Raw genomic sequence first — 16,618 nt, forward strand, 5'->3', positions numbered from 1 at the left:
GAGGAGTAACCGTGGAAGTGAAAAAAGTAATGGTCATCGGTGCAGGGCAGATGGGCTCTGGAATCGCACAGGTATGTGCACAGGCAGGATATGAAGTGCTGCTGAATGATTTGAAGGCTGAATATATTGACCGGGGGCTTGGTGTGATCAAGAAGAACCTGTCCCGTCAGGTATCCAAGGAGCGCATGACAGAGGCGGAGATGGAAGAGGTGCTCCGCCGCCTGCAGCCTTCTGACAATCTGGAAGACTCCGGCAGGGTGGACCTGGTAATCGAGGCTGCCGTAGAAAATATTGAAATTAAAGCCGATATCTTCAAACGGCTTGATGGGATTGCCCCGGATCATGCAATCCTGGCAAGCAATACATCTTCCCTGCCAATTACGGAAATTGCTGCCGCGACAAAGCGTCCGGAAAAGGTAATCGGGATGCATTTCATGAATCCGGTCCCGGTTATGAAACTTGTTGAAATCATCCGCGGGCTTGCTACAGCCGATGAGGTATACACAGCGATCGAGGAAATGACTCATAAGCTCGGCAAGGTGCCGGTCGAGGTAAATGATTTTCCGGGATTTGTCTCAAACCGCATCCTGATGCCGATGATCAATGAGGCCATCTATACCCTCTATGAAGGTGTTGCAGAAAAGGAAGCAATCGATGAAGTCATGAAGCTTGGCATGAACCATCCAATGGGGCCGCTCACATTGGCGGATTTCATTGGTCTAGATACGTGCCTTTACATTATGGAAACGCTTCATGAAGGGTTTGGCGATGATAAGTACCGCCCATGCCCGCTGCTCCGCAAATATGTGAAGGCTGGCTGGCTCGGGAAGAAGTCCGGCCGCGGCTTTTATCAGTACAGCTGAACTGGAAAGCCCAGAATGGACACCAGGAGGGATTAGCCATGAATTTACGGTTTACAGAAGAACAGGAAATGATGAGGAAAATGGTCCGTGACTTCGCCCAGAGCGAAATTGCGCCATTCATTGAAAAAATGGAGCAAGGGGAGTTTCCTCGTGACATATTGAAAAAGATGGGCGGACTCGGGCTGATGGGAATTCCCGTGCCCGAAAAATATGGCGGGGCAGAAATGGACTTCACCTCCTATATCATTGCCATCAATGAGCTGTCAAAGGTATCCGCAACCGTCGGAGTCATCCTGTCTGTCCATACATCGGTCGGCACCAACCCGATCCTGTATTTCGGGACGGAGGAGCAGAAGCAGAAGTATGTACCGAAACTTGCTGCGGGAGAATATCTCGGCGCATTCTGCCTGACAGAGGCCGGGGCAGGCTCTGATGCAGGCAGTTTGAAAACAAAGGCGGTCCGAAACGGGGATGAATACATCCTCAACGGCTCGAAGGTATTCATTACAAACGGCGGCGAAGCGGATGTGTATATCGTCTTCGCATCCACAAGCCCTGAGCTTGGGACAAAGGGCGTTTCTGCTTTCATCGTTGAAAAAGGGACACCGGGCCTTGTGATCGGCAAGGATGAGGAGAAGATGGGGCTCCACGGCTCCAGGACGGTTCAGCTCAGCTTTGAGGATATGTGGGTTCCGGCAGAAAATCTCCTTGGTGCTGAAGGGGAAGGCTTCAAAATTGCCATGGCCAATCTGGACGCGGGGCGCATCGGCATTGCAGCCCAGGCCCTTGGCATCGCGGAGGCGGCATTGGAAGCAGCGGTTGCCTACTCGAAGGAACGAAGCCAATTCGGAAAGCCGATCAGCCATCAGCAGGGCATCGGCTTCAAGCTGGCTGATATGGCCACAAATGTAGAAGCCTCAAGACTGCTGGTCTACCAGGCAGCGATGATGCGCCAGAATGGCGAGCGCTGCGGGATGCAGGCCAGCATGGCAAAGCTTTTTGCCTCGAAAACAGCAGTGGAAACGAGCATAGAAGCTGTCCAGGTGTTCGGCGGCTATGGATATACAGAAGATTACCCTGTCGAGCGGTATTTCCGCGACAGTAAAATAACCGAAATCTATGAAGGCACAAGCGAGATTCAGAGAATTGTCATCAGCAAAAACCTGTAAGTAAGAGGCAGGCCAATATTGAAATGGACGGGGGAAAATACGATGAATTTCCGACTGACGGAAGAACATGAAATGATCAGGAAAATGGTCCGCGATTTTGCAAAGAATGAAGTGGCGCCGAGCGCGGCAGAGCGCGATGAGGAAGAGCGCTTTGACCGTGAAATCTTCGATAAGATGGCCGAGCTCGGGCTGACAGGAATCCCTTGGCCTGAAGAGTACGGCGGAATTGGAAGCGACTATCTGGCATACTGCATTGCAGTCGAGGAGCTTTCAAGGGTTTGTGCATCCACAGGGGTGACTTTGTCTGCCCATACATCGCTTGCAGGCTGGCCAATCTATAAGTTCGGAAGTGAAGAACAGAAGCAGAAATACTTGAAGCCGATGGCGCAGGGTGAAAAGATCGGTGCATACGGCCTGACAGAGCCGGGCAGCGGCTCGGATGCAGGCGGCATGAGGACGACGGCCCGCCTTGACGGTGACCATTATGTGCTGAACGGTTCAAAGATTTTTATCACAAACGGCGGAATCGCCGACATCTATGTCGTATTTGCCCTGACAGATCCGGAGAGCAGGCAGAAAGGCACCACAGCCTTCATCATTGAAAGTGATTTTCCTGGATTCTCTGTCGGCAAAAAGGAAAAGAAACTGGGCATCAGATCTTCGCCGACAACCGAAATCATCTTTGAAGACTGCCGTGTGCCAAAGGAAAATATGCTCGGCAAAGAAGGAGAAGGCTTTAAAATCGCCATGATGACTCTTGATGGCGGAAGGAACGGCATTGCAGCCCAGGCAGTCGGCATTGCCCAGGGGGCATTGGACGCTGCTGTCGATTATGCGAAAGAGCGGGAGCAGTTCGGCAAGCCGATCGCCCTTCAGCAGGGAATCGGCTTCAAGCTGGCCGATATGGCGACAAGTGTAGAGGCAGCAAGGCTCCTGACTTATCAGGCTGCATGGCTTGAGTCGGAAGGTCTGCCGTACGGCAAGGAATCGGCCATGTCCAAACTGTTTGCAGGCGATGCGGCAATGAAAGTGACAACTGAGGCCGTACAGGTCTTCGGCGGCTATGGCTACACCAAGGACTATCCGGTCGAACGATATATGCGTGACGCCAAGATTACGCAGATCTATGAAGGCACTCAGGAAATCCAGCGCCTTGTCATTTCCAGGATGATAACCAAATAGAACATAAGAGGATAGGGCTCTTTCCTAATTTAAAATAAACAACCTCCGCGAAAACAGCCACCAGTAGGGAAAGGTCCACTTTTGCCTCATAAAGAGCGGCCAGAGGAGGGCAGTGCAAATTTATGAAAAAACGGGAAGTCCATGCTTCTGTAAAAGATGAAAAGCTGGTGAAAAAGCGGCGGGACGAAATGATCAAGGGAGCGGTGAATCTTTTTAAGCAAAAAGGCTTTCACCGCACCACGACAAGGGAGATTGCAAAGGCCTCCGGGTTCAGCATCGGGACGCTTTACGAGTATATCCGCACAAAGGAGGATGTGCTGTACCTTGTCTGTGACAGCATCTATGATTCGGTCCGCGACAGGCTGCAGGAGGCCCTTGATGCCAACAGGGGGACGCTCGATAGCCTGAAGCTCGGGATCGCCTACTATTTCCGGGTTGTGGATGATATGCAGGATGAAGTCCTGGTCATGTACCAGGAAGCAAAGTCCTTGTCAAAGGATGCCCTTCCATATGTGCTGAGAAAAGAAATTGAAATGGTCTCCATGTTTGAAGATGTCATTCAGCGCTGTGTGGACAACGGGGAACTCGATTTGACGGAAAAAGAGGTTAAGATGATCGCCCACAATATTTTCGTGCAGGGCCAGATGTGGGGATTCCGCCGCTGGGCGCTGCAGAGGGTGTACAGTCTTGATGAATATATTGAACTGCAGACAGAGCTTCTGATTCAAGGGATAAAGCATGATCAGGCAAAAGTGCCTGCCGGCAGTAAAATCCAGGAACAGGGGGAGTCAGACGAATGAGTACAGCAGAAATTTACAGGCCGAAGCATCACTTGCGATTCGTTACCGCTTCAAGCCTTTTTGACGGGCATGACGCTTCTATCAATATTATGAGAAGGATCATCCAGGCGAGCGGGGCAGAGGTCATCCATCTTGGCCATAACCGGTCAGTGGAAGAGGTCGTGAATGCGGCGATCCAGGAGGATGTCCAGGGAATCGCGATTTCCTCCTATCAGGGAGGCCATGTTGAATATTTTAAATACATGTACGATTTGCTGAAGGAAAGGGGAGCTTCTCATATCCGCATCTACGGCGGAGGTGGAGGCGTCATCATCCCGCGCGAAATAAAAGAGCTTCATGAATACGGGATTGCCCGTATCTTCTCGCCGGAAGACGGCCGCCAGAAGGGTCTGCAGGGCATGATCAATGAAATGCTCGCTGAGTGCGACTATCCGACCGTTTCAGTGGAGAGTGCAGCAGAGCTTGAAAAGCTTGAAGCAGGCGAAGTGAACAGCATCGCCAGGCTGATCACGCTTGCCGAGCATGGCGTCGGGCTTGAAAAAGAAGCGGCAGCTGCGGCAGAATCGCTCATGGAAAGAATCAAGACACTGGAAAAAACAGCACCGGTTATCGGAATCACCGGGACTGGCGGAGCAGGAAAGAGCTCATTGACGGATGAGCTGATCCGCCGCTTCATCAATGAAATCCCTGAAAAGAAAGTAGCCATCCTTTCTGTCGATCCGACAAAGCAGAAAACAGGCGGAGCGCTGCTTGGCGACCGGATCCGCATGAATAGCATCTTTTCGCCGCGCGTCTATATGCGGAGCCTTGCGACACGGAAGTCCAAGAGCGAACTGTCGCTGGCCATCAAGGATGCCATCTCTGTCGTAAAGGCTGCCGGCTTTGACCTGGTTGTCGTCGAAACGAGCGGGATTGGGCAGGGTGATGCTGAAATCGCGGAAATCTGCGATCTGTCCATGTATGTGATGACAAGTGAATTCGGGGCGCCTTCCCAGCTTGAAAAAATTGATATGCTCGATTACGCTGACCTGATCGTCATCAATAAATTCGAGCGCAAGGGCTCAGAGGATGCCCGCCGCCAGGTGCAGAAGCAATATCAGCGCAACCATATGCTGTTTGAGAAAGAGCTGGAAGAGATGCCGGTCTACGGCACGATCGCCAGCCAGTTCAATGATCCGGGCACCAATGCTTTATTTGCCGCGCTGGTCGAAAAAATGAATGAAAAAGCGGGCCTCGGCTGGAGCACTTCTTTTTCCAAAAATGAAGTGGTCGAAAAGCAGAATGTCATCATTCCGAATGAACAGCGCTATTATTTGCGCGAAGTATCTGAAACGGTCCGCAATTACCATAAAAAAGCGGAAGACCAGGCAGCCCTTGCCAGGAAGCTGTTCCAGCTTGAAGGAGCAATCCAGGCCGTAAAAGAGTCAGGCGGAAGCGAAGAGACTCTGGTTTCCTTAGAGGACCTGGCTGCGGAAACAAAAGAAAAGCTGACAGCCGAATCAAAAAAGATTCTGGAAGGCTGGGAAAACCTCAAGGAGAAATACTCCGGGGAGCAGTTCACAACAAGGATCCGCGATAAGGAAATCATTACCATCCTAAAGACAAAGAGCCTTTCAGGCCTGCAGATCCCTAAGGTCGCGCTCCCGAAATATAGGGACTACGGCGAAATCATCCGCTGGGTTTACAGAGAGAATGTGCCGGGTGCCTTCCCATATACCGCAGGCGTCTTCCCGTTCAAGCGGGAGGGAGAGGATCCGAAGCGCCAGTTCGCCGGGGAAGGGACACCGGAACGGACGAACCGCCGCTTCCATTACCTATCAAAGGACGATGCGGCAAAGCGCCTGAGCACAGCGTTTGATTCCGTCACCTTATACGGCGAGGATCCGGACTACCGCCCGGATATTTACGGCAAGGTTGGGGAGAGCGGTGTCAGCATCTGTACGCTTGATGATATGAAAAAATTATATGCCGGCTTTGACCTTTGTCATCCGTCCACATCTGTTTCAATGACAATTAACGGACCGGCACCGATCATTCTGGCCATGTTCATGAACACGGCGGTCGAGCAGCAGGTGGAAAAGAAAGAAGGAGAGCTTGGCAGAAAGCTTAACGAAGCGGAGCATGAAGAAGTAAGGGCGGCGACTCTGCAGACGGTGCGCGGTACCGTCCAGGCGGATATCCTGAAGGAAGACCAGGGACAGAATACTTGCATCTTCTCAACAGAATTTGCCCTCAGGATGATGGGTGATATCCAGCAGTATTTTATCGATAAAAAGGTCCGCAATTATTATTCTGTCTCCATTTCCGGCTACCATATCGCCGAGGCAGGGGCAAACCCGCTGTCACAGCTGGCCTTTACGCTGGCGAACGGCTTCACTTATGTTGAGTACTATTTGAGCAGAGGCATGAAGATCGATGATTTTGCGCCGAATCTTTCCTTCTTTTTCTCAAATGGGCTCGATCCGGAATACACCGTCATCGGCAGGGTGGCCCGCCGCATCTGGGCAACTGTAATGAGGGATAAATATGGAGCCAATGAGCGGAGCCAGAAGCTGAAGTACCATATCCAGACTTCAGGGCGCTCACTCCATGCCCAGGAAATTGATTTCAATGACATCCGGACAACACTGCAGGCATTAATGGCTCTCCATGATAACTGCAACTCCCTGCACACGAATGCCTATGATGAAGCAATCACCACGCCTACGGAGGAATCTGTCCGCCGGGCGATGGCCATCCAGATGATCATTACAAAAGAACATGGCCTTACAAAGAATGAAAATCCTCTTCAGGGGGCCTTCATCATCGATGAACTGACAGACCTGGTGGAAGAAGCGGTCCTGCAGGAGTTCGAACGGATCAACGACAGGGGCGGCGTGCTCGGTGCCATGGAAATGCAGTACCAGCGGGGCAAGATCCAGGATGAATCTATGTATTATGAAATGAAGAAGCATACCGGTGAGCTCCCGATCATCGGCGTGAACACATATCTGAATCCAAATCCTCCGTCAGAAGAGCAGATGGACAGCATGGAAATCGCAAGGGCGACGAAGGAAGAAAAAGAAACACAAATCAGGAATCTCAGGAGCTTCCAGGAACGGAACAAGGGTCATGCAGGTGAAGCCCTGTCCCGCCTGAAAGAAGCTGCGGTGACAGACGGCAATATCTTTGCCGAGCTTATGGAAACCGTCAAGTATGCAAGCCTCGGACAGATCACGAGGGCGCTGTATGAGGTGGGCGGACAATACCGCCGCAATATGTAGCAAGGATAGAGCCAGGGGCCAAAGACAGCCCATGGCTCTGTCTTGTATTCGGAAAAAGGATATATTTTTCTGGAAAACATCATAATGTGTTTAGGATAAAAGGCTTTTCTCCGCTATAATGAAAGGGAATGCAGTCCTAAGTGATATTGATATGCAGGATGTGAACGGATTGAGACAGATATTTTCAATAGGCGCTTTTGCTGCTGCGATAGCGGCCTTCTACTTCTTATACCAGAGGCAGCTTGGTGCGGTCGCTTTCTTTTTGCTGTCCATCTACTTTCTGTACCTGGCCATGGGCCAGCTCTCCGGAAGAAAAGGCAGGGGGCCGGGGAAGAGGAAAAAGACCTGAAAGGGTCCCCGGATAGAAGCTCTTCCCGTGCAAAAGAAGAAACCCATCCGGGAGACCTGCAGCAGCAAGCCTTCCAAAAGTTTGTCTCACAGCAAAAATGCAAGGAAACTGGAGATAGAACTAGCATAAACACCAGCAATTTGTTTATAATGAAGAATATGTATTTTACATAAGCTGTCTATCCAGCTTGCAAAAGGCATTCTTATGCCTTTTATTCATCTAGGGATGCTTTTGGAGCGGCTGAATCCTATGCCTTTTTAAAAGCAATGCATATCCGGGAAGCCCCGGTGTTTTTACAGTATTTTGCGCTCCGATAGCGAGTGTTATATAGGGAAAGGAAGTGCGTATAGTGAGTCTAGACCAATTCACAAAAGAAGAGCTGCAGGAAATGTCCTTTATCGATATTGCCTACGAACTGCTTAAAGGCACAAAGCAGCAGGTTTCTTTTACCGACATTATGAACGAATATAAAACGCGTCTTGAAGTATCAGATGAGGAAATCCGCTCAAGGATCGCCCAGTTCTATACTGACCTGAACCTTGACGGCCGCTTCATTGCAATGGGAGAAAACCGCTGGGGCCTGCGCAGCTGGTACCCTGTTGATACAATGGAAGAAGATACAATGACAGCAGCGAAGCCGAAGAAGAAAAAGGCCAAGAAAGCGGCGAAGGCTGAAGACATCGATCTTGATCTGGACGAGTATGATGAGCTCGACGAGGAAGACATCGAATACGATGACCTTGATGACGATGATGATCTGGACGAGGATGACGACGATCTACTCGAAGACGATCTTGATGAGGACTCAGACGACGACTTCGAAGATGATGATGAACTTCTTGAAGATGATATCGAAGAAGACGAAGACCTTGATGAAGAAGACGAAGAAGATCTATAATCGCTTGACTTTTCCAAGCCAGGCTTGTAGAATCATTTTTGGGCTCCTTAAAAAAGGACCATATGAATGTATATGCAATAGCGCTCCCTTACTGTTTGGTAGGGAGCGCTTTTTATTTTTAGCTGTTCTTGGCTACAACCAGGAACAGCAAATTTTTTTTGGGAAAAGCCTTACCTAAAGGATGCAGAAAATGCACAAACTGAATATGAGGGGGAAATAACATGACAAAGTATATTTTTGTAACAGGCGGCGTTGTGTCGTCATTGGGAAAAGGGATCACCGCTGCGTCTTTGGGCCGCTTGCTGAAAAACAGAGGCTTGAATGTCACCATTCAGAAGTTTGACCCCTATATCAACGTTGACCCGGGAACCATGAGCCCATACCAGCACGGTGAAGTTTTCGTTACAGGCGATGGCGCCGAAACGGATTTGGATCTTGGCCACTATGAGCGCTTTATCGATATCAATCTGACTAAGTTCAATAATGTGACAACTGGAAAAATCTATTCCACGGTCCTGAAAAAAGAGCGCCGCGGCGACTATCTGGGCGGAACAGTCCAGGTTATCCCGCATATTACCAATGAAATCAAAGAAAGAGTTATGCGTGCAGGTCATGAGACCAATGCTGATGTCGTCATCACAGAAATCGGCGGTACAGTAGGGGATATCGAATCCCTGCCATTCCTTGAGGCGATCCGCCAGATCAAGAGTGATATCGGCCGCGACAACGTTATGTACATCCACTGTACCTTGATTCCTTACATCAAAGCTGCAGGCGAAATGAAAACAAAGCCGACACAGCACAGCGTAAAAGAACTGCGAAGCCTCGGGATCCAGCCAAATGTCATTGTCGTTCGTACTGAGATGCCGGTTTCCCAGGATATGAAGGATAAAATCGGTCTGTTCTGTGACCTTGATCCGAAGGCTGTTATCGAGTGCCGTGATGCCGATACATTATACGCAGTCCCACTTGCCCTGCAGGAGCAGAATTTTGACCAGATCGTCTGTGATCACTTGAAGCTGGATTGCGGACAGGCAGATATGGCTGAATGGACAGAGCTTCTGAACAAGGTCCGCAATCTGTCCAAGACAACGAAGATCGCCCTTGTCGGAAAGTATGTAGAGCTGCAGGATGCCTATATTTCTGTTGTGGAAGCATTGAAACATGCCGGCTATTCCTATGATTCTGATATTGAAATCAAATGGGTCAATTCAGAAGAAGTAACAGAAGGTAACGTGGAGGAGCTTCTTCAGGATGCTGACGGAATCCTTGTTCCGGGCGGATTCGGCGACCGCGGCATTGATGGAAAGATCCTTGCCATTCAGTATGCACGCGAGCAGAAGCGCCCATTCCTTGGCATCTGCCTTGGCATGCAGCTTGCTTCCATTGAATTTGCCCGCAATGTCCTTTCATTGGAAGGAGCGCATTCAGCGGAAATTGATCCTTCTACACCGCATCCGATCATTGACCTGCTGCCTGAGCAGAAGGACATTGAAGATCTCGGAGGGACGCTCCGCCTTGGCCTGCAGGCGTGCAAGCTGAATGAAGAAACAAATGCATATGCTGCTTACCAGGATGAGGTTGTCTATGAGCGCCACCGCCACCGCTATGAGTTCAACAACCATTACCGCCAGGCAATGGAGGAGAAAGGCTTTGTCTTCTCTGGTACAAGCCCGGACGGCCGTCTTGTTGAGATCATTGAAGTGAAGGATCACCCTTGGTTTGTCGCTTCCCAGTTCCACCCTGAATTCATCTCAAGGCCAAACCGCCCGCAGCCGCTGTTCCGCGACTTCGTCGGTGCATCCTTGAAGCATCAGGAAAATAACTAAGTATACTAAAGCCCCCTCTGGATTTGAGGGGGCTTAGTTTTTTAACAGGGTGAATAACTGCAAGATGCCCAAAGAGCGTAAGAAACCCTGTTGATTGCAGTGGAAGGCACGAAGACTCCTGCGGGAAAGTAGCGGCAATGCTGAGACCCCGCAGCGCGTAAGCGTGAGGAGGCTCAGCGTCGCCCCGCGGAAAGCGAAGTGCCTGGAACGGAAATCAACAGCCCCATTAGAGGCAGAAAACTGTACTTGGAGTCATCTGTTCTGCTATTCATACTCACTCAATATCTCATCAATCGTGAACTTCAGACCATGGTATACAAAGAGTGCAGCGATGGCAGAGGGGTAGCCGAAGCGGTTCCCTTCTTCATCGGGAAGCAGTCCCTTTGTTAATTTCAGGTCGATATGCACATCCGCAAGCTCAGCAAGGGATGGGCCTTCTCCTTCCACAGCAGTGGAAATGGCGGCAAACGGAATCATTTTTTCAGAAAGTGCTTTTGCCAGGGCGACTGCCTGTTCATCATTAGAGTGGCGGGAGATGATCAGAAAGCGGTCTGTATCAGCGATATCATTTTCTGAATGAGCATCAGTCCAATGGGCAGCGGATGCGAGCGGTTCTGCTCCTTCGGTTGCCTCCAGGACAGCAGCCTTCATTTCGCGGGTGGCATAAATCTGGATCCTGCCTTCGCCTGCAGGGGCCTGGGCCAGCAGCCGGGCTGCGTCCTCAATGCTGAATTCTTCTTTTTCCATCAGCTTTTTGAAGATTCCCGTCAGCTGGGTTGAAAACATTTTTAGCAATGTGAACTTCCTCCTAATTGGTGCAATAATCAATCTGCAGGTCATAAACCCGGCAGGATCATGAACACTATTTGTGGTCTTATTATAGTGAAATGAAAGCTAAAGGTAAAATATTCGGCAGAATCGAACAAAAAGAAGCAGGAATTCAGACGGGAAAGGGAGAATGTTGAGAAGTGGATATATTTTCTATGACCAATGGTCACTTTTAAAAAAGCAGGAGTTTGATTTCACTGGCGCTGGAATCCCGCATAACAGCAGTCTGCATAGCTTCCGTGCGGGAAGCGGCAAGTGTCAGCAGTGAGCTTCTTATCTTATCGGGAAAGCGGGAATTCTTATGTGCTGTCAAAAATATAGAAGGGTTATCTAAGCCCGGCAGGACATAAGAATTCCGCTTTCTGTCTATCAGCATCAGATGTAACTATTTTAGGGAAGAGGTGGCTGTATGAAAGGGAAAATATTAATAGTAGACGATCAGTTCGGCATCCGCATTCTATTGAATGAAGTGCTGCAAAAGGAAGGCTATGACACCTATCAGGCTGCAAATGGCGTCCAGGCCCTCGAAATCGTTACAAAACATTCTCCGGATCTTGTCCTGCTCGATATGAAAATTCCCGGCATGGACGGCATTGAAATCCTGAAGAGAATGAAAGTCATCGACCAGGATATCCGTGTGATCATCATGACTGCCTATGGTGAGCTCGACATGATCCAGGAGGCAAAGGACCTGGGGGCTTTGACCCATTTTGCCAAGCCATTTGATATTGATGACATCAGGGCTGCTGTCAAAAAGTATGTCCCTATCACGAATTCATTTTAGGAGGGTCCGGATAAATTCTAATGTTAAATGCCAGCTGGTTAAAAAAATATGCTGGTCCGGTCCAAAAAAATGAATATTTAAAATGATAGCGTTTGCTTTAAAATATTCTGTCCTGCAGCGAAAAATAGCGCTGGATTAATGGAATTTCTGATTCTCTTTTGGTATGATACAAATGAATTCCAAAGGATTGCGTCCGTTTTGCCTATTGCAAGATAGGGTACATATTCATGGGCATGCTGGGAAAAACTTTATGTGAATCCCTGCAAAGAACGATGCAATCATTAATAAGGAGGAAGAAATATGCCTTTAGTTTCCATGACTGATATGCTGAACAAAGCTAAATCAGAAGGCTATGCTGTAGGTCAATTTAATTTAAATAACCTTGAGTTCACTCAAGCGATCCTTCAGGCTGCAGAAGAAGAGAAATCACCTGTTATCCTTGGTGTTTCCGAAGGTGCAGCTCGTTATATGGGCGGCTTCAAGACAACTGTGAAAATGGTAGAAGGGCTTCTTGAGGACTATAAGATCACTGTTCCTGTTGCCATCCACCTTGACCACGGTTCAAGCTTCGATAAATGTAAAGAAGCAATCGATGCAGGCTTCACGTCTGTCATGATCGATGCTTCACACGGTCCTTTCGAGGAAAACGTGGAAATCACTTCTAAAGTGGTAGAATATGCACACTCAAAAGGTGTTTCTGTTGAAGCCGAGCTTGGAACTGTCGGCGGGCAGGAAGACGATGTAGTAGCTGACGGCGTCATCTATGCTGATGCTAAAGAATGTGACGAGCTTGTCAAGCGCACTGGCATTGACTGCCTTGCTCCTGCACTTGGCTCTGTTCACGGTCCTTACAAAGGCGAGCCAAACCTTGGCTTTGCTGAAATGGAAGAGATCGGAAAGCTTACAGGCATGCCTTTAGTCCTTCATGGCGGTACAGGCATTCCTACTAAAGACATCCAGAAAGCTGTTTCCCTTGGAACAGCGAAAATCAACGTAAACACTGAGAACCAGATTGCTTCCGCGAAGCGCGTGCGCGAAGTATTGGCGGCTGACACAGAAGTGTACGATCCGCGCAAATACTTAGGACCTGCACGTGAAGCGATTAAAGAAACAGTAATCGGCAAAATGCGCGAATTCGGTTCTTCTAACAAAGCTTAATACAGATCCAGTATGTTAAAATAGACTTGAAACCGCCTTTCTGAAAGGCGGTTTCAATTCATTTATGTCGATTTTAAAAAATAAGTCGAATAATCTTAGGGGGAAGCGAAATGAAATTTTTTATTGATACGGCAAACCTGGAAGAGATTAAAGAGGCCCATGCTCTGGGAATACTGGCAGGAGTAACGACCAATCCTTCTTTAGTGGCAAAAGAAAAAAATATTTCATTCCATGACAGGCTGAAGGAAATTGCCGAGCTTGTACCCGGCTCTGTCAGCGCAGAGGTCATCGCACTTGATGCAGAAGGCATGATCAAAGAAGGGAAGGAACTGGCGGCAATCGCCCCTAATATCACCATCAAGGTCCCAATGACACCGGATGGACTGAAGGCTGTCCATGCTTTTTCAAAAGAAGGGATCAAAACGAATGTAACCCTCATTTTCAGCGCCAATCAGGCTTTGCTTTCAGCAAGGGCCGGTGCTTCCTATGTTTCTCCATTCCTTGGCCGGCTTGATGATATTGGCCATAATGGTCTGGACCTTGTAACTTCCATCAGGGAAATCTTTGATATCCACGGAATCGAGACAGAAATCATTGCAGCTTCAGTCCGCCATCCTCAGCATGTCACAGATTCAGCCCTGAGAGGCGCCCATATTGCCACCGTCCCGCTTAAGGTCATCAATCAAATGTTCAATCACCCTCTGACTGACAAAGGGATTGAAGCATTTTTGGCTGATTGGGACAAGCGTTCTGAATAACCCCGAAGAGAGCACTGCTGCGCCGGGAATTATCTGAATAGGCGGAAATGTAAGTGCATACTTCAAAAATTTAACTTTTTTCAATTCTCATACATGAAGTTTAATTTTTCGTGTAAACTAGATGGTGAGGATAATGTCGGAATTCGTCTTTTGCTCGTGGAAAATTATCCCTATACGGTAGCTTTTGATATAATGGACAAGCTATCCCATACTGAGAATGAAAAGTCCAACGGTGCTATACTTTCGCCTGCAGCGGCAGGCTGGCAATCAATGTTCAGAGATTTGCAAAGGCACTTAAGGGCAGGAAAGGAAGTCGAAAATGGAAAAGCTTATGATTGCGGGCGGCTACCCTTTAAAAGGAACTGTTAGAATCAGCGGAGCCAAGAACAGTGCGGTAGCATTGATTCCTGCTACGATTCTTGCAGATTCCCCCGTAACAATTGAAGGTTTGCCGGATATTTCTGACGTTCAAATACTGAAAGGGCTTTTGGAGGAAATTGGCGGAAGTGTCGATTTTGCTGATAACGATATGACCGTTGATCCTTCTTCGATGATTTCCATGCCCTTGCCCAATGGAAAAGTTAAAAAGCTGCGTGCCTCTTATTATTTGATGGGGGCGATGCTCGGACGCTTTAAAAAAGCGGTGATCGGCCTGCCTGGCGGATGCCATCTGGGACCGCGTCCGATCGACCAGCATATTAAAGGCTTTGAAGCGCTCGGTGCCAGCGTGACAAATGAGCAGGGTGCCATTTATCTCCGCGCAGACGAGCTGAAAGGTGCAAGAATTTACCTGGATGTCGTCAGTGTCGGTGCCACGATCAATATTATGCTGGCTGCGGTCAGGGCCAAAGGGAAGACGATTATTGAAAATGCGGCGAAAGAGCCGGAAATCATCGATGTGGCAACGCTCCTCACCAATATGGGTGCAAAAATCAAGGGAGCGGGTACAGATGTCATCAGAATTGAAGGGGTGGACCAGCTGCATGGCTGCCGCCACACCATCATTCCAGACCGGATTGAAGCAGGGACATATCTGATCCTCGGTGCTGCTGCGGGTGAAGGAATCCTGATCGATAATGTCATTCCCCAGCATTTGGAATCACTGATTGCCAAGCTGCGTGAAATGGGCGTGAACATAGAGGCGGGAGATGACCAGATTTTTGTCAGCCCAGCTGAAAAAATGAAGGCCGTTGATATTAAAACGCTTGTGTATCCGGGATTCCCGACCGATCTCCAGCAGCCTTTCACGTCTTTGCTGACAGGGGCCGAAGGGACAAGCATGGTGACGGACACCATCTACGGTGCCCGCTTCAAGCATATTGATGAGCTGAGGAGAATGAATGCCAGCATTAAAGTCGAAGGCCGTTCAGCGATCATCAATGGCCCGATCCGTCTGCAGGGGGCCAAGGTGAAGGCGAGCGATCTCAGAGCGGGAGCCGCCCTCGTCATTGCCGGGCTGAAAGCCGAAGGTATAACGGAAGTGACAGGACTTGAGCATATAGACCGCGGCTACAGCCATCTTGTTGAAAAACTTAATGGGCTGGGTGCGACCATCTGGCGCGAGAATCTGACCAAGGAAGAAATGGAGCAGATGAAAAACGCCTGAAGACAGATAGAGAAAACAACCCGGGGAGGAAAACAGAATGGAAAGAAGTTTATCGATGGAGCTTATCCGTGTTACAGAAGCAGCAGCACTTGCTTCAGCCCGCTGGATGGGAAGAGGCGTAAAGGATGAAGCTGATGATGCTGCTACCTCTGCCATGAGGGATGTGTTCGACACGGTGCCAATGAAGGGTACCGTTGTAATCGGGGAAGGGGAAATGGATGAGGCGCCAATGCTTTATATCGGAGAAAAGCTTGGGACAGGCTATGGCCCCCGCGTCGATGTAGCGGTAGATCCGCTCGAAGGCACCAATATCGTTGCCTCCGGAGGCTGGAACGCGCTTGCTGTCCTGGCTGTCGCTGATCATGGCAATCTTCTTCATGCACCTGATATGTATATGGATAAGATTGCAGTCGGTCCCGAAGCGGTCGGTGAAATTGATATCAATGCTTCTGTTATCGATAACTTGAGGGCTGTCGCCAGGGCCAAGAACAAAGATATTGAAGATGTCGTGGCAACCGTGCTGAACCGGGAGCGTCATCAGCATATCATCAGCCAGCTGCGTGAAGCAGGGGCAAGGATCAAGCTGATCAATGATGGCGATGTTGCAGGTGCCATCAATACCGCTTTTGACCATACAGGTGTAGATATTCTGTTCGGATCCGGAGGTGCGCCGGAAGGGGTGCTCGCTGCAGTTGCGCTGAAATGCCTGGGCGGCGAAATCCAGGGCAAGCTGGTTCCGCACAGCGATGCTGAAGTTGAAAGATGCCAAAGCATGGGCCTTGACCTTGGAAAGATTCTTCGCATGGAAGACCTTGTCAAAGGTGATGATGCCATCTTTGCAGCAACAGGCGTCACAGACGGCGAGCTGCTGAGAGGGGTCCAGTTCAAGGGCTCTTACGGTTCTACGCATTCACTTGTCATGCGCGCCAAATCAGGCACGGTCCGCTTTATCGACGGGCGTCACAGCCTGAAGAAGAAGCCGCATCTTGTCATGAAATAAAGATTTTTTTTGCATGCCGGTGCAAACCCTTTCACTGAAGGGAATCGGAATCGGCCTGCAGAAAAAATGATATAAGAGAGGGGACCTGGCTTGCCGGCTGAAGCCGGTCCCTTTATATATTCCCCCGAAAC

General features: G+C 49.4%; 14 protein-coding genes. 13 read left to right on the forward strand and 1 reads right to left on the reverse strand.

What is annotated here, in order from left to right:
• Positions 1–11 precede the first annotated feature (11 nt).
• The 8 genes from CYJ37_RS07665 to CYJ37_RS07700 all read left to right on the forward strand — a co-directional run bounded on the left by CYJ37_RS07665 (position 12) and on the right by CYJ37_RS07700 (position 10,353).
• Positions 12–863: a 3-hydroxybutyryl-CoA dehydrogenase gene (locus CYJ37_RS07665; protein WP_009792584.1), complete on the forward strand. Its 852-nt coding sequence runs from the start codon at positions 12–14 to the stop codon at positions 861–863.
• 38 nt (positions 864–901) lie between these two features.
• Complete coding sequence (locus CYJ37_RS07670) at positions 902–2,032, forward strand: acyl-CoA dehydrogenase (RefSeq protein WP_101548875.1); 1,131 nt, start codon at positions 902–904, stop codon at positions 2,030–2,032.
• 42 nt (positions 2,033–2,074) lie between these two features.
• Positions 2,075–3,214 carry an acyl-CoA dehydrogenase gene (locus tag CYJ37_RS07675; RefSeq protein ID WP_094769199.1) on the forward strand — a complete coding sequence of 380 codons (1,140 nt, stop codon included), beginning with the start codon at positions 2,075–2,077 and terminating at the stop codon, positions 3,212–3,214.
• A gap of 122 nt (positions 3,215–3,336) precedes the next feature.
• A complete protein-coding gene (locus tag CYJ37_RS07680) occupies positions 3,337–4,014 on the forward strand; it encodes a TetR/AcrR family transcriptional regulator (protein WP_101548877.1) in 678 nt (225 codons plus the stop codon).
• Entirely contained in the window at positions 4,011–7,277 is a 3,267-nt protein-coding gene (gene icmF / locus CYJ37_RS07685) for a fused isobutyryl-CoA mutase/GTPase IcmF (RefSeq protein ID WP_101548879.1), read from the forward strand. Before CYJ37_RS07680 ends, icmF begins: the two co-directional genes overlap by 4 nt.
• Positions 7,278–7,446: 169 nt before the next feature.
• On the forward strand, positions 7,447–7,626 hold the full coding sequence (locus tag CYJ37_RS07690; RefSeq protein WP_224948820.1) for a hypothetical protein: 180 nt from the start codon (positions 7,447–7,449) through the stop codon (positions 7,624–7,626).
• Between the two features lie 349 nt (positions 7,627–7,975).
• Positions 7,976–8,524, forward strand: coding sequence for a DNA-directed RNA polymerase subunit delta (gene rpoE, locus CYJ37_RS07695; protein WP_101548881.1), 549 nt, complete (start codon positions 7,976–7,978; stop codon positions 8,522–8,524).
• A gap of 221 nt (positions 8,525–8,745) precedes the next feature.
• Complete coding sequence (locus CYJ37_RS07700) at positions 8,746–10,353, forward strand: CTP synthase (protein ID WP_094769141.1); 1,608 nt, start codon at positions 8,746–8,748, stop codon at positions 10,351–10,353.
• A gap of 264 nt (positions 10,354–10,617) precedes the next feature.
• On the opposite strand, the gene CYJ37_RS07705 is transcribed toward CYJ37_RS07700, so the two are convergent.
• Positions 10,618–11,148, reverse strand: a complete 531-nt coding sequence (locus CYJ37_RS07705; RefSeq protein WP_094769142.1) for a DUF2529 domain-containing protein — start codon at positions 11,146–11,148, stop codon at positions 10,618–10,620.
• Between the two features lie 442 nt (positions 11,149–11,590).
• On the opposite strand from CYJ37_RS07705, the gene CYJ37_RS07715 reads away from it, so the two are divergent.
• The 5 genes from CYJ37_RS07715 to glpX all read left to right on the forward strand — a co-directional run bounded on the left by CYJ37_RS07715 (position 11,591) and on the right by glpX (position 16,487).
• On the forward strand, positions 11,591–11,965 hold the full coding sequence (locus CYJ37_RS07715; RefSeq protein WP_009792595.1) for a response regulator: 375 nt from the start codon (positions 11,591–11,593) through the stop codon (positions 11,963–11,965).
• A gap of 300 nt (positions 11,966–12,265) precedes the next feature.
• Entirely contained in the window at positions 12,266–13,123 is an 858-nt protein-coding gene (locus CYJ37_RS07720; protein ID WP_101548883.1) for a class II fructose-bisphosphate aldolase, read from the forward strand.
• Between the two features lie 110 nt (positions 13,124–13,233).
• Complete coding sequence (gene fsa, locus CYJ37_RS07725; protein ID WP_101548885.1) at positions 13,234–13,881, forward strand: fructose-6-phosphate aldolase; 648 nt, start codon at positions 13,234–13,236, stop codon at positions 13,879–13,881.
• Between the two features lie 319 nt (positions 13,882–14,200).
• The gene (locus CYJ37_RS07730) at positions 14,201–15,487 is read left to right on the forward strand and encodes a UDP-N-acetylglucosamine 1-carboxyvinyltransferase (RefSeq protein ID WP_009792598.1); all 1,287 of its coding nucleotides are present in this window, start codon (positions 14,201–14,203) and stop codon (positions 15,485–15,487) included.
• 37 nt (positions 15,488–15,524) lie between these two features.
• On the forward strand, positions 15,525–16,487 hold the full coding sequence (gene glpX, locus CYJ37_RS07735) for a class II fructose-bisphosphatase (protein WP_009792599.1): 963 nt from the start codon (positions 15,525–15,527) through the stop codon (positions 16,485–16,487).
• Positions 16,488–16,618: the final 131 nt, after the last annotated feature.

The sequence above is a fragment of the Bacillus sp. UMB0728 genome (assembly GCF_002858875.1).
In the GTDB taxonomy this organism is placed as follows: domain Bacteria; phylum Bacillota; class Bacilli; order Bacillales; family Cytobacillaceae; genus Bacillus_AB; species Bacillus_AB infantis.

Bases quoted from the DNA above. Each gene is read 5' to 3' on its own strand.
- CYJ37_RS07675 (WP_094769199.1), top strand. From the start codon at position 2,075: ATGAATTTCCGACTGACGGAAGAACATGAAATGATCAGGAAAATGGTC.
- fsa (WP_101548885.1), top strand. From the start codon at position 13,234: ATGAAATTTTTTATTGATACGGCAAACCTGGAAGAGATTAAAGAGGCC.
- CYJ37_RS07715 (WP_009792595.1), top strand. From the start codon at position 11,591: ATGAAAGGGAAAATATTAATAGTAGACGATCAGTTCGGCATCCGCATT.
- CYJ37_RS07680 (WP_101548877.1), top strand. From the start codon at position 3,337: ATGAAAAAACGGGAAGTCCATGCTTCTGTAAAAGATGAAAAGCTGGTG.
- CYJ37_RS07670 (WP_101548875.1), top strand. From the start codon at position 902: ATGAATTTACGGTTTACAGAAGAACAGGAAATGATGAGGAAAATGGTC.
- CYJ37_RS07700 (WP_094769141.1), top strand. From the start codon at position 8,746: ATGACAAAGTATATTTTTGTAACAGGCGGCGTTGTGTCGTCATTGGGA.
- CYJ37_RS07730 (WP_009792598.1), top strand. From the start codon at position 14,201: ATGGAAAAGCTTATGATTGCGGGCGGCTACCCTTTAAAAGGAACTGTT.
- icmF (WP_101548879.1), top strand. From the start codon at position 4,011: ATGAGTACAGCAGAAATTTACAGGCCGAAGCATCACTTGCGATTCGTT.
- CYJ37_RS07720 (WP_101548883.1), top strand. From the start codon at position 12,266: ATGCCTTTAGTTTCCATGACTGATATGCTGAACAAAGCTAAATCAGAA.
- glpX (WP_009792599.1), top strand. From the start codon at position 15,525: ATGGAAAGAAGTTTATCGATGGAGCTTATCCGTGTTACAGAAGCAGCA.